Raw genomic sequence first — 15,262 nt, 5'->3', positions numbered from 1 at the left:
AAACGCCCTTTATCTTCTTGAAAACCTTGTTCATGCGATCCCAACAAGGATGAGCAACAGTTGTCTCCCATTTACTACATTCCCTATTTAAGCAACAATTCCTGCAATACTGCATTTTAAATTCTTGCTTACTAAAACTTATTCGTCCGACAGCCGTTGAATTATCGTCCGACAATTGTCGGACGATAATTCAACGGCTGTCGGACGATAATTCAACAAGTATCGGACGAATAAATCTTAGCAAATAGAGAGATAGATGGCTTACCGCTTGATTTATTTGTGATTATCCGCGCACACAATCAGTACCTCCCCAAAAGAATCAAGTTGCCAATGGGGTCTCATAGAGATTGTCATTGCAACTTCAGGAATGGCAACGTATTTCCACCGGTAGACAACGGCAATTTCCCGTCCCATTTCTCCACAGCCTTTAGTTGAATCAATTCCGGCGTGATGCTTTGTTGAAGGATACGGTTGGCATCTGCCTTACCCTTGGCGGCAGCTACTACCTTTTCCGCCTCGGCTATAGCGGCTTTCTTTTCATTCTCCACCTTCAAGGCATTCTGCACAGCAGTATTCTTTTCGTCAATGGCAGCTTGCAGTACATCGTTGGGTTTCACGGACGACTGTATGTTGGTAAACGTAAAGCCACGGGTACTGAGACGCTCCTTCAGTAATGCCTCCACCTCCTTCTCGAAAGCCGGACGGTTGTTGATGAGCGAATCCGTCTCATAGAGTCCTGCCACGTCCTTATAAGCGTTCTTCACTTCCGTCAGGATAACACTCTGTTCCAATTCTTCGGTAGTCTTGCGATAGCGTAGAAAAACTACTTTGGCATCCTCCCGCTCAATGAAGTATTCTATAGTAGGGTCTGTCTTGAAGATGGTTCCCTTCTTGTCCTGAATGTCGAAAGGTTCGTAGTCTACAATCTGCGCAAATGCAGGATATTCGAATAGCTGCTTGGCAAAACGGTTGTAAACCACCCATCCGGTTTCCACCTTGGCATCATCTACTCCACGCTCACTACCGGCCAGATTGACGATGATGCCCGTCTGTCCCGAATCAATACGCTCCACGGCAAACATGACCAAGAACAATACTATAATTCCAATGACTGCGACTCCTGCCGCGCCTACTCTCACTGTTGATTTGTTTGTGACTTTCATGGTGTTTTCTGTTAGTTTAATGAGTGAATAATGCTCCAAAGATATTTATAATTGTTTGTTCAAGAAAGGCAATCCGGTTATTTTTGGAGAGAACATTACCTAAAGACAAGGCCTCCCTCCACGGCTTTCTCATTTAAGGGAGTTATAGGGGTTATCACTTCGCTCCGCTCCGTTAGAAGTAAAGGAGTTAAAGCCGATACTCTTGTCTATGTAGTCACAGAAGTATTGGCTTTAACTCCTCTAACTCCCTTAAATGAAAGAGCCGTGGTCTCCCCCCCGCACATAGTACGGAAAGGAGACCTACAGTCTCTATATCATCGGAACTTTTTCAGCCCTACAGACTACTATCCCAAAGGGTTCTCACCCTGGTCGCCGCCACCATCGGAACCGTCACTGCCATCACTCCCGTTAATACGGTCTACATCCTTCAGCACAAGACCATCCGAACGCGTGGCACCGGATGCAATGATACGGATATCGCTGTTTGCACGGAAGCGGTTCTTTCTTCATACCATCTTACGAAATCTTAAGCAATGTACTCAAGGCAATTTCTCCGACACCGGGAAGCTCTACCTTCCCCGGTGCCGAAGAAACAAGAAACCCGCATTGCCTGTATAACACTGTAAATATCCTATGCAAAGACAGAGAGAGCCTCCCTTACTTCACCACACCGTCCGCCATCGTAAATCCCTCTAGCGAACCGGCTTTCACCTGAATACAAATCACACTGATGGCACTGTCCGCAGCGGCAGACAACTGACGTTCTCCTGCCGGAGCCACACGAAGCCAGTCACCAGCCTGCAACTCTACGGTTTCTCCGTCAATCACCATGGTGCCACGTCCGGAAAGGACGGCATAAATTTCTTCATTCTGCTTGTGCGAATGCACAAAGGGCACTCCTCCGCCTGCCGGCAGATTACTGATGGATACTTCCGCACCGGTCAGATTCAATGAATCGTGCAGCTCGACACGTGCCTCGCCTGCGGGCACATTTACCTTCTGATAGTTCTTCATAATGATTTCTCCTATATGTTTTGATTTACAGCCGCAAAGTTAGGCGACTGCCACATGTCACACAATAAGGCACTTAGAACTCAGTCTGTTACCTCCATGTAACCGTTATTGAAAGCCAAAGGATTGAAGTTTTCACTTTAACGTGAATTAACCTCTTTCGGGTTGCCCTCCCTCCCCCACCGAAACAGCCACGCCCGCAGAAACCGCCTCATGAACAAAAAGCAAACAAACAGGAAGATTATTTGACTCCAAAAGAAGAATTTTCTACATTTGTATTTTAAACGCCAAAAGAATACTACTAATATATATGAAAAAATACTTCCTACTAATAATTGTCCTGCTCCTTCAGGCAGTGCCGTCTCCAGCCGGCAACACTGTTCCGGACAATACTTATTTCCTCAGCAGGATAGACCATCAGCAAGGATTGTCACACAGCGCCGTATTCTGTTTCTACCAAGACTCAGCAGGACTGATGTGGCTGGGTACCTACGATGGGGTGAACTGCTATGACGGACGAAACATGGAAATCTTCCGCTCTGAGTTCTCGCCCGAAAAGACACTGAACAACAACATCATCCACGCCATCAACCAGGCAGACAACGGATGCCTCTGGATCAGCACACACCTGGGCGTGAACCGTCTGTCGCCGACAGCCCGCAAGGTAGTGGGCAGCTACGAGTTCAAGGACTACTATTTGCACTCCAACCAGCACGGAGACACATGGATCATTGCACAAGATACACTCTACTTCTACAACCCGCGCCTTGAACGGTTCGTCAAACTGCAAGCACCTACCGTATCGACCGAGGACATGGACCGCCGCTCGTTCGTCACCCCCAACGGTATCTTCTGGCTCTTCCCACAAGATACGGGCACGCTGATACAAGTGTCCATCGACAACTTCGAGAAGGACTCGCTCTCCGTGAAACCAACCGCTGTGACGAGCGCCTTCCATCCCAAAGCCATCCGACACATCTTCTACCAGAACAACTGTTTCTGCTTTATCGACTCGGACCATGACCTCTACCTCTATGACCTCTCGCGCAAGACGAAAATCTACATCCGCAACCTCGCCTCACTGCTGGCGTATGGAGACGACATAGAGGGCATCGTACCCTTCCACGAGGACATCATCATCGCCTTCCGCACACATGGGCTGATACGCCTCTGCACCTCCCACAAGTTTGAGATAGAGATGATAGAGCGCAACGTGCGCATCTACGACATCTTCCACGACCCGCAGCAAGGCATCCTCTGGGTGGGCACCGATGGACAAGGGGCACTGATGTACTCGCGCAAGCAGGACATTGCCACCAACTTGCTGCTCGGCAGCCTTTCACCCAACCTCAACCGACAGGTGCGCTCCATCATGACCGACACGCAGGGCGACCTCTGGTTCGGCACCAAGGGCGACGGACTACTGCACATATCGCGCTACGACGAGGGCATCAAGCCCGAGAAAACGGAAGTGATTGCCCCCGAAGGCCGGCAGAAGGCCACCGACTACCGGAAGTGGGAACGGGAATTCCACGTCTACATACTGAAACAGAGTCGCTATTACAACGGTTTCTGGCTGGGCACGGGCACGCCGGGGCTCTACTTCTACTCTTACGACGACCACACCCTGCAGCAAGTGGAAGGCCATCTCTCCGATACTACCGTCGAGGTGCACGACCTGCACGAGGAGAACGACAGCACGCTCTACATATCCACCTCGGGCAGCGGTTTCCGCAAAATCACGTTCGAAGGAGACGGGAAGCTGTTCCGCACCAAACGGGTCGTGCCCTACGAATTCTTCCACAAACAGAAAGAAATTACCATGTTCTTCCCCATGACAGCCGGAGGCGACTCGCTCCTATGGCTAGGAAGCCGGGGCCAGGGCATCGTAAAGTTCAACAAGACAACGGACGAGTATACCGTCATCTCCCTGAAGTCCCTGCTCCACAAACCGACAGACGATATACTGAGCCTACACGCCGACAGCCTGGGCAACCTCTACGTGGGCAGCACCTCGGGATTCATCATCCTGCCCGCCCCCACCACGCACGCCACCCCACGCTGCATAGACCGCAGCCAAGGCATGCTGAACGACATGATTCACGGCATACTGGAGAACAACCACGGCTTCCTTTGGCTCTCCACCAACCGGGGACTGGTGAAGTACAATCCGGAAAACCAATCGTTTCACACCTACTATTACAACTCGGGCATGCAGGTAGGCGAGTTCAGCGACGATGCCTACTACCGTTGCCCCTACTCCGGACGGCTCTTCTTCGGTGGCATCGACGGACTGCTCTATCTGAAGAAGGAGAAAGACAAAAGCACGCCCGACCGCTACCCCGACCTACTGCTGCGCAAGCTCAGCCTGGGACGCCGCCAAGTGGCGTTGTCCGACTATTATACCGACAACGGAAAGGCCCTGCAACTGCCGGCCGGCGAAAACTCCTTCTCGCTGACCTTTGCCGTACCCGACTTCCTCTCGGCCAACGACATCGAATACTCCTACCGGCTGGAAGGATACGACCGGGAATGGTCGCCCTTCAGCAATGCCAACGAAACGTTCTACACACACATACCCACAGGTAACTATATCCTCCATATAAAATATAAGAAGGACGTCTTCGACAATGAATTCAAATACTATTCGCTGCCCATCCGCATCCTGCCGCCCTGGTACCTGAGCAAGACAGCTTGTGCAGTATATGTATTGCTGTTCCTGCTCGTGGCAGGGATATCCGGCTACGCATTCCACCGCAAACGGTCGTACCGCCGCCTTACCACACGCTTCCAGCGCCCCGATGAACCGGATGCCACCAACATGGCGGACTACAGCCGCAGCATGCTGGACCGCCTTACACTGCTCTACCAGGCTTGCGACCGCCTCCGTGCCGACAACCTCACGCCTGCCGAGCAGCGTGAAACCGTAGAAACCATGCGCGAAACCCTCATGACCGCCCTCCTGCATCCCGATACGCTGCGGGGTGAAGAATTCCACCTCTTCTTCCCCAACCGCTTCATCGTGACGGCCGAGGTCAACGTGAAGGAAACTCTGGAACGTGTGCTGCACACCCTAGACAAGCAAGTGATCGCAACCACCGGCATCCGCCTCTCCACCCCTTCCAGTCTCACCTTTCCGGTCTACGAGAATGCGCTCTACAGCATCCTCTACTACTGTTTCCTGCGGATAACCAAAGAAACCGGAGCCCAACCTACCCAAGTGGAAGCCTCGCTCCACGGAGATCGGCTGTACCTGACCTTCACCGGCGAGGGCAAAAGCATGAAATATTTGCATGACGCCCTCACCAATCAAACCCAACCACCCAAGCAGAAAAGTGCCGACTCCACCTTCGGCATACAGCTACTGGCACATTTCGTACAATCTACCCTCGAAGTGACCCACACCGAACTGCACTGCGAAGAGCCGTGGCAGAGCCTCACCCTGAGCCTTGCCCCCGTCACTCACGAAGCATCTGCCGAAGGAGAGAAGAAAAGTGTCCTTCTGCTCGAAGAACGTGCCGAAATGACGTGGCTTGTCAGCAACCTGCTGGCCGACGATTATCACGTCATGCCCGTGCGCACCATCGAAGAAGCCTTCGAAGAGATGCGCCGCTCGCTTCCTTCGGTATTCATAGCCGACCTTTCGGTATACGCAGGAGCCGAAGAGCGCTTCATGGAACATATTCGGCGCAACCGTACGCTGCTGTCGCACATCCCCTTCATCCCGCTGCTGACGTGGCAGGTCAGCTCGTCGGTGCAACGCGAACTGGTGCTGTGGGCTGATTCCTATCTGACACTGCCCTACGACATCCTTTTCCTGCGCGAGCTGGTGTACGTGGCCATCTATGGCAAGCACGAGGCCAAGCAAATCTACATGGACGAGCTGGGCGAACTGGCACACCACATCTGCTGCACTACCCACGAGCAGACGGAATTCATACGCCGGCTGCTGCAAGTCATCGCCCACAACCTGAAGCAGGAAGAACTGGGCTCGGCTTTCATTGCCGAACGCATGAACATGAGCCCGCGCAACTTCTATCGCCGTCTGAAGGATGTCTCCACGCTGTCGCTCAGCGACCTCATCCGCAACTACCGCATGGAGAAGGCCAGCCGCCTGCTGCAAGAAGAGGAGCTCTCCATTCAGGACGTGATAACCGAAGTAGGCATCTCCAGCCGTTCTTATTTCTACAAAGAGTTCACACGCATGTTCGGCATGACACCGAAAGAGTATCGGGAGAAGAACAGGCCAAAGGAAGAAGCGACACTTTAGTTCCCTGTTCACGCCTGCACATCTTTCACCTTTTTCCGCATCACCCTGTCCATCGGGGATTCCGGTGAAACTTCTTTTCACGATGAGCATCGTGAAGTGAAGGCCTGAATACGCCAAGTTGAGGTTTACGACCGCCAACCTTTACGCTGACAAACATAAGTGCCCGTCGTCTTGAACACCAGTGTCTGTTATAACAAACACCAGTGTCTGTCGCGTCAAGCACCGGACTCTGTCAAAACAAGTATTGCCATCCATCCGCCCGGAATCTCCAATAACGTAATATAAAACTTTTGTTCATTTTCCATCAGATATGAATCAAATGAAGATAGTACCACTTAATCAATTTGACTCATAAGTATACCATTATAAGCAAAATCACATCCGATTCAGGCTTAACACGACTTTAAAAAGAGGCACAACCTTGTTCTCTCCTTGTGCTCTATATAGACACACACACATATAAAACTCTTATTTACAATTACTTTAAACTGTACTCTACAGAACATCCTTGTACTCAACAGCGACCACCCGCTTTTGCCAAAAATCTGTCACCCACACGGACTGTTCCTTATCGGCAAACTCCTTATTTTGCCGCCGAAGCAAAAAAACGCGAGTATTTTTTGTAACCTTAATATTCACTTTTAAACCAAAGTAACATGAACTTATTTGGGATGAAAAAACATCACTTGAAAGCGCTATGGATATGGGCGCTTTTGGCAACGTTCTGTCTGGAGGTTCACGCGCAAAGCGGAACAGTGACAGGACGCGTTTCCGATGAAAAAGGAGAACTCCTCATCGGAGTAAGCGTACAGGAAAAAGATACGGGCAACGGTACCATTACCGACATCAACGGCCAGTACACCCTGAAGCTGACTACTGCCAATCCTACCCTTGTCATTTCCTACGTAGGATACAAACCGCAGGAAATCGCCGTGAACAAGAAAACCCTGATTGACGTGATTCTTGCCGAAGACGTATCGGCACTGGACGAAGTAGTGGTAGTGGCCTATGGACACCAACGTAAAGTGTCCGTGGTAGGTGCACAGTCGTCCATGAAGATGGATGACATCAAGATGCCCACCGCCAACCTCTCCTCCTCCATCGCAGGCCGTCTGGCAGGTGTGGTAGCCGTGCAACGCACGGGTGAGCCGGGACACGACGATTCCGACATCTGGATTCGCGGTATCTCCACCTTCACCAACCAGAACACCAAACCGCTGGTACTGGTAGACGGTGTGGAACGTAGCTTCAGCAACATCGACCCCGAAGACATCGAATCGTTCACCGTACTGAAAGACGCCTCTGCCACGGCCGTTTACGGTGTGCGTGGCGCCAACGGTGTAGTTATCATCAAGACCAAGCCGGGAAAGGTGGGCAAACCGCAGTTCAACCTCGACTACTACGAAGGATTCGTCACCCTGACCAAGCGTCCCCAACTGGCCGATGCCTATACCTATATGGATGCCGCCAACGAAGCGAACATGAACACCAACGGACGTCTGCTCTATACCTCGCAGTACATCGAGGCCACGAAGAAGGCCAACGGTCTGCTGCCGAACGACAACCCCACGATGTTCAACCAATACCTCTATCCGGCCGTCAACTGGATGGACGAGCTCTTCAACGACCTGGGCCACAACCGTCGTGTGAACATGAGCGTGCGCGGCGGTGTGCCCAATGCCACTTACTACGTCTCACTGAGCTACTACAACGAACGAGGCCTGACACGTACCGCACAAATGGAGAACTATGATGCCAACATGCGCTACGACCGCTACAATTACACCGCCAACCTCAACCTGAAACCCACCGAGACCACCACCATCGACCTGGGCTTCAGCGGCTACCTCGCACAAGGAAACTACCCGCAGCAGTCCACCTCCAGCCTTTTCTCGGCAGCTATGGACATCAACCCGGTCTATTTCCCCAAGTTGATGCCCGACGGTTCTGTCCCCGGCATATCGTCCAACGGTGACTTCCGTAATCCATACGCCGACCTGACACGCCGCGGATATACCAACGAAGCACGCAATCAGCTCAACTCCAACATCCGCGTGACACAAGACCTCGGCTTCTGGAAGTGGAGCAAGGGACTGAGCGCCACAGCCATGATAGCTTTCGACGTGAACAACTCACGCAATCTCTACTATAAGAAACGCGAAGACACCTACTACTTTGCCGGCTCCAAAGACAGCGAAACCGGCTTGTGGAACGAAGATGTATTCGACGCCAACGGCGAATACCGCTTGAACCGTACCTATCAAGGAAACCACGAACTGAGTTTCGAGCAGTCTTCTTCGGATAACCGCAGCACTTATTTCGAGGCTTCGCTCAACTACGACCGCTCCTTCGGCCTGCATCGCGTAGGCGGGCTTTTCCTTTATAGCCAGAAGAACTACCGTACCAGCCAGAACCTCTCCAAAGACGACAATGGTACCCTGGTAGGTTCACTACCCTACAAGCAACAAGGCATCGCCCTTCGCGGAACCTACTCCTGGAACGACCGCTACTTCTTTGAAGTGAACATGGGTTACAACGGTTCTGAGAACTTCAGCCCGCAGAAACGTTTCGGTCTGTTCCCTGCATTCGGTGTGGGCTGGGCCATCTCCAACGAAGATTTCTGGCAACCGTTGCAGAAATACGTCTCTTACTTCAAAGTACGCTATACCGACGGTCTTGTAGGTACGGACGCCGTTACCAACCGCCGCTTCATGTACCTCGACCAGATGGGAAGCACAGGCGGCTACCGCTTCGGTGTGAACAACGACGGTGTAGGCGGATGGGGCTTCTCCAAGTACGGAGCCAACGTAGGATGGTCTACCTCACGCAAGCAAGACCTAGGTATCGACCTGAAATTCCTGAACGACAACCTCTCCGTGTCGGTAGACCTCTTCAAGGAGCACCGCAAGGACATCTTCCTGCAGCGTGCCACCATCCCCGACTATGCAGGATTCATTGAAATGCCTTACGGCAACCTGGGTATCGTGGATAACAAAGGTATCGAAGCCACGCTGGAATACATGCAGCAACTGGGCAAGAGTACCTTCCTGACCGTACGCGGAAACATCTCCTGGAATGAAGACGAAATCATCGAGAATGACGACCCCGCAGCCGTATATCCTTGGCTGGAACGCCGCGGCACCAACGTGAACGGCCGCTGGGGATGGATTGCCGAAGGCCTTTTCACCAGCGAAGAAGAAATCATGGACCATGCCAAGCAGTTCGGTGAAGAATATCCGGGACAAGTATCCCGTCCGGGCGACGTGAAATACAAAGACCTGAACGGTGACGGCGTCATCGACGACTACGACCGCTGCCTCATCGGCCAAGGCGACGTGCCCAAAATCTACTACGGCTTCGGTGCCGACCTGCAGATGGGTAACTTCTCCATCGGCGCCCTCTTCTCGGGTACCGCAAAGGCCGACCGCTGCCTCTCGGGCAACGCCATCCACCCCTTTGCCGATACATCGGGCTACTCTAACCTCTACGACAACATCGGTGACCGCTGGTCGGCCGACGACCCCACCAACCAGGATGTGTTCTATCCGCGCCTGCAATACGGTGCCACGGCCAATGAGAACAACACCAAGACCAGTACCTGGTGGCAGAAGGACGTCAGCTTCCTGCGCCTCAAGCAGATGACCGTTGCCTACAACTTGCCCAAGGCATGGCTTAACAAGACGTTCATCAAGAACGCACGAATCTACGTGATGGGTACCAACCTGCTCACCTTCTCGAAGTTCAAGCTGTGGGATCCAGAGTTGAACACCAACAACGGTACGTCGTACCCCAACTCGCGCACCTATTCCATAGGAGTGAACGTGAATTTCTAATCCACCCGTCAAAACAAACAAGAAAACTCATGAAAAATATATTCAAGATAGGAGCTCTGGGACTGCTGATGTCCGTAGGATTGAGCTCATGCAACGACTTCTTCGATGCCATACCCGGCGAACAGTATGACATGGAAGACACCTTCACCAACCGTCAGAAAACCGAACAGTTTCTGAACAACGTATACAGCTACGTGCCCGACGAAACCAGAGAACGCTACAGCACCAACTACTCCGACCAGCCGGGTACCATTGTTACCGGTGCCTCGCTCGAAGCCAACATCACCTGGAGCTGGCATTCCAGCAACGAGTGGACCATGGGTATGACCTACGCTTCGTCCAGCTGGATCAACTTCTGGTTCATCAATTACTACAAAGGCATCTCCAAGGCAAGCTCCTTCATTGCCAACGTGGACCGCTGTGCCGAAGCCAGCGCCAACGACCGCCTGGTGTGGAAAGCACAGGCCCGTGCCCTGCGCGCCCTCTACTACTTCTACCTCTTCCGCATGTACGGGCCGGTAGTGCTCTTAGGCGAAGATGCCCTGGCACTGGACACCCCGCTCGAAGAACTGCTGAAAGAGCGTAACTCCGTAGACGAATGCATCGACTACATCACTGCCGAGCTCGACCTCGCAGCTCAAGACCTGCCCGACCGCTACAACGGCTCCAACCTGGGACGCATCGACAAAGGCGCCTGCAAGGCTTTCAAAGCGAAAGTACTTCTTTACGCCGCCAGCCCGCTCTTCAACGGCAACAGCGATTATGCCGAAATACGCAACAAAGACGGCAAGCAGCTCTTCCCGCAAGAATACTCACAAGCCAAGTGGGAAGCCGCACGGCAGGCATACGCCGACTTCTTCAACCAATTCGGCAGCCAGTACAAGCTCTACACCGTATCAGGCAGCAATGGCCCAGTAGACTTCTATGAATCGTACCGCCAAGTTACAGACGGCGTACACTACGGCGATGACAACAAAGAGCAGATTTTCATCCGTCTGGCAGACCACAGCGACCATACTTACGAAGTGACCCCCTACCACGCACACCTATCGAGCGAAAGCTCCATCCGCGGCGGTCTGGGATTCGGCACCACGCAAGAGATGGTAGACCTCTTCTTTACGGACAAGGGTGTGCGCATTGTGGACGACCCCGACTACAAGGAATACGACGGCATCCCCTCGGCCGACATGTACACCGTGACCGAGGACTACAATAACCCGATGAATCCCGCACGCAACTACTTCCTGGCACGCAACGAGAAAGAAAACGAACCCAACTACGTACTGAAACAATGGAAAAACCGCGAGGCGCGCTTCTATGCCAACATCACCTTCAACGGCTCCACCTGGGTGAAAGACGACACCAACCAGGGCAAGATTACCTCCGTGTTCAGCCTGAACGGCAACTCAGGCTTCAACAAAGCCGGACACGACGCCCCGGTAGAGGGATATGGCGTACGCAAGATGGCTCCCATCAACGGCGTATGGAGCGGCAAGCACTGCGCCAACCTGTTGCGCCTGGCCGACATGTATCTGGGCTATGCCGAGGCATTGAGTGCCTGCGGCGACTATGAAGGAGCCATGCAGCAAGTGAATCTGGTACGTGCACGCGCCGGTGTGCCGGGCTACGGCAACAAGGGCGGCAAGGATGCCAACGGTTACGACTTCCTCACCTATCCTGCCGACCGCGACAACGTGGACAAGCGCATCCGTCGCGAGCGCCTCATCGAGCTGGCCTACGAATGGAACTACTACTACGACGTGCGCCGCTGGAAGGTGGCCGACATGGCCGTGGGTGACGACTGGATTTATCCCTCTTACCACCGTGGCGGTGAAGGCGGAGACATCCACGGCATGAATTCCAAGGCAGACTTCCCCGCCTTCTTCGAGAAAGTAGTGACCGAGACACGTGTCTTCAACAAACGCCACTACCTCTTCCCCATCCCCGACCAGGAGATCCGTCGTAACCCGAAGATGGTACAGAACCTGGGCTGGAACGCAGAGACGGGAGAGAGCCAGGAATAAGAACGAGAAACGAACAACTAAAATCATAACAGATGATAAGACTGAAATCCATACGATTGTTCACTTTCTCTATCCTGAGCGCGGCGGCATTGCTTACGGGCATGCCGGCGTGCTCCTCGGACAGCGGAGATGGACCGGGCGGAGAAAACAAGGGCGACAACTCGTCGCCTTACCACTCGCTGCCCGCGGAAAACCGCAACATGCCCTGCGGCGGAACTGTAGTGGCACAATACTCGGACGCACCCGAGGCCTGCTCCATAGCCAAGCTAGTGGACGGAGATGCGGGCACGAAATACTGCACGCGCCACAACAGCTTCAGCATCACCTGGAACGGCAACAGCAACGTGGCCGTACTCTCCTACTCGCTCACCTCTGCCGACGACGCTCCGGAAATGGACCCCAAGGCATGGACGCTGGAAGGCTCCACCGACAGCAAGACGTGGAAGACGATAGACTCGCGCAGCGACCAGACCTTCGGCTCGCGCAAGGAGAAGAAGGAGTATGAAGTGGAAAACAACGTGACCTACCGTTACTACCGTCTCAACGTGAAGCAAAATGCCGGAAGCGAAAGCACCCAGATAGCCGAATGGACTCTGTCTGCCGCCGCAAGCACGGGCGAGAACATAGACGACCTGCTCCGCTTGGCAGGCGGGAAGACCGCCTCGCAAATCACTCCCATGGGCACCATCCACGAGAGCGACCGCAAGGCATCCGCCCAAGATTTGGAATGGCTGAAAAACGCTACCGCACAGCCGGAGACATTCGACGGACTGGCATGGAAAACGTTTGACGTGGCAGGCTCCATCTACCCCTTCGGCGACCCACTGCCTGCCGACATCAACCAGCATAGCATAGGAGACTGTTGCGCATTGGCTGTTATGGCCGACCTGGCATACACCTATCCCAAATACATCCGGAGCATGCTGAAGGAAAAGGAAGGCAACACGTATGCCGTCAGCCTCTTCGACCCCATGGGGAAACCGGTGGAAGTGTGCGTAGACAACTACTTCGTGGCCGACGGCAACAAACTGGGCGCCTGCTCGGGCAAGACGAACAACGTGACCTGGGCCACCATCATAGAGAAAGCACTCATCAAGTGGCTGCAAGTCTATAAAGGCTCGTCGAGCATCAACGGCATCGCCACGGAATACGTAGCTGCCATCCTCACCGGAAGCGGTAACACCTATTCGTTTGCCCCCGGCGTACTGTCAGGCAAGGATATGAAACGCGCCGTAGTGTCACTCGTGATGCAGCGCCAGCTGGTGATAGGCGGATTTAAGGACGGAGACAAGCCCATCGACGGAAAATACAAGTCGGTGAACTTCCACGCCTACAACTTCCTGCTGCCGCCCTCGAACAAGTACCTCTTCGTGATGCGCAACCCCTGGGGACTACTCCCGCTCATCTCGGGCGGCTACAGCGACGGCAAAGAAGACGGACTGCTGCAGATTGAGGACGATGGTGTGATACCGCCCATCATCGACCTGCGCATCTGCTCGCCCGGAGCCGCCAAAGGATACGCCTCACAAGGCACGATGATGCCTTATACGCCACCCTCGTATGCACCGGTACCCATGCGCATCCCGCGCGCCGTGCTTGCACCGCGGGCTTTCTGAATAAACTACCGAAAAACAACATTCTAAAACGAAAAACAATGAAAAAGATAAGATACACACTACTCGCCTCGTGCCTCTTCGCCCTTTGCGGCTGCGGCACCACCGACGTATGGAAAGACTGGGAAGACCAGGGAACCATGAACGAAGAAACCCGCCTCCGCCCCTCGGAAGTGAAGAAACTACTCTGCGCCGCCGACGGCTGGAAACTCTCCTACGAAGGCGTGGACTTCTACCTGCAGTTCGACGAAAACGGAAACGTCATCACCAACACAAACGAAAAGATACTCCGCCCCGAACTGGAGGCACAATACCACCTCGACTTCAAGGGCGAACAGACCGTGCTGCTGACCTTGGCAGGAAACACCTCGCTGCAATACCTCAAGAACAACCAGGAATCCACATTCCTTATCAGCAGCTATGCCTCCGACCTCATTGCAGCCACAGGACAGGCCCACGGACTCACCATGAACCTCTCGCCCGTCACCACGGCCGACCTTGCCGCGAACCGTGAGACCAAGGCTGCCATCCTCCACCGCGTGGAGGCCCTCGAGAACATCAGCTGCGGAGCCATCCGTGAGAAGGGAGGCGATATACTGGCCTATTATACACTGAGCTCGGACAACGACAACAACTGGTCCATGCAACTCACCGACATCGCGGACGGCAAGGTGGTGCACACCAACCATGCCCTCGTGCTCAACGTGGAGGATGACCGCCTCGGCGTAGTCACCGCCCCGGGTCTGGACATCAAGGGACACGCTCTGAAAAGCATCACTTACGACTACGACGGTGCCACACAGCCCGTCATCGGCAACGCCAGCCTCGTCTTCGATTTCAACGCAGGCGCCTCCTGGACAGATGCCTACATGGGCAACTGGAACACCCACATCATCGATGCCAAGGCAAGCAGCCTCGACCTCTCGCTGATGCCCGAGTCGCAACTCGAGATGGACAACCGCTCGCCGCGCAACCTCGTCATCTGCCCGGGCAGCATCAGCGATGAAGATGCAGGCAAGTGGCACTATGTCTTCTTCGAGCTGAACGCAGCCGCCAATAACGGAAACTCGTGCGTGCTTTTCAGAAACACCGCCATCACTACTCCCTTCGGCGGCTATGGCAACGACGTGAATCTCGCAAAAGAACAATTCAAGCCCCTCATCGACCTGCTCTTCTGCGAAAGTGGGCTCTGGGTATGGGAGAAGGACGGAAATACGTACTTCATCCAGCCGGCAGGAAACGGATGGTTTAAGTTCCAATAAAAAAGCAAATATGTAAATGCTGATTAAGCGGATAAATGAAACAAAATCCACTTAATCAGTACTCAAACATCTCTCCCCAAAGTATT

7 protein-coding genes are annotated in these 15,262 nt (G+C 53.5%); 5 read left to right on the top strand and 2 right to left on the bottom strand.

Features of this window, described 5'->3' with window-relative positions:
- Positions 1–350 precede the first annotated feature (350 nt).
- Entirely contained in the window at positions 351–1,163 is an 813-nt protein-coding gene (locus JXR92_RS04400) for an SPFH domain-containing protein (protein WP_005824816.1), read from the bottom strand.
- A gap of 657 nt (positions 1,164–1,820) precedes the next feature.
- Complete coding sequence (locus JXR92_RS04390; protein WP_138346326.1) at positions 1,821–2,177, bottom strand: cupin domain-containing protein; 357 nt, start codon at positions 2,175–2,177, stop codon at positions 1,821–1,823.
- A 307-nt stretch (positions 2,178–2,484) separates the two neighbouring features.
- Here JXR92_RS04390 and JXR92_RS04385 point away from each other — a divergent pair, with 307 nt between their 5' ends.
- From JXR92_RS04385 to JXR92_RS04365, 5 genes are all read left to right on the top strand, one after another.
- A complete protein-coding gene (locus JXR92_RS04385) occupies positions 2,485–6,444 on the top strand; it encodes a helix-turn-helix domain-containing protein (protein ID WP_226791284.1) in 3,960 nt (1,319 codons plus the stop codon).
- Between the two features lie 656 nt (positions 6,445–7,100).
- Entirely contained in the window at positions 7,101–10,277 is a 3,177-nt protein-coding gene (locus tag JXR92_RS04380) for a SusC/RagA family TonB-linked outer membrane protein (RefSeq protein ID WP_138346320.1), read from the top strand.
- A gap of 29 nt (positions 10,278–10,306) precedes the next feature.
- A complete protein-coding gene (locus tag JXR92_RS04375; protein ID WP_138346317.1) occupies positions 10,307–12,301 on the top strand; it encodes a RagB/SusD family nutrient uptake outer membrane protein in 1,995 nt (664 codons plus the stop codon).
- A 32-nt stretch (positions 12,302–12,333) separates the two neighbouring features.
- A complete protein-coding gene (locus tag JXR92_RS04370; RefSeq protein WP_138346314.1) occupies positions 12,334–13,917 on the top strand; it encodes a C2 family cysteine protease in 1,584 nt (527 codons plus the stop codon).
- A gap of 38 nt (positions 13,918–13,955) precedes the next feature.
- Positions 13,956–15,176 carry a hypothetical protein gene (locus tag JXR92_RS04365; protein WP_138346311.1) on the top strand — a complete coding sequence of 407 codons (1,221 nt, stop codon included), beginning with the start codon at positions 13,956–13,958 and terminating at the stop codon, positions 15,174–15,176.
- Positions 15,177–15,262 lie beyond the last annotated feature (86 nt).

Source organism: Bacteroides parvus (assembly GCF_017309675.2).
Taxonomy (GTDB): Bacteria; Bacteroidota; Bacteroidia; order Bacteroidales; family Bacteroidaceae; genus Bacteroides; species Bacteroides uniformis.
This window is presented reverse-complemented; position numbering and strand designations above follow the sequence as displayed.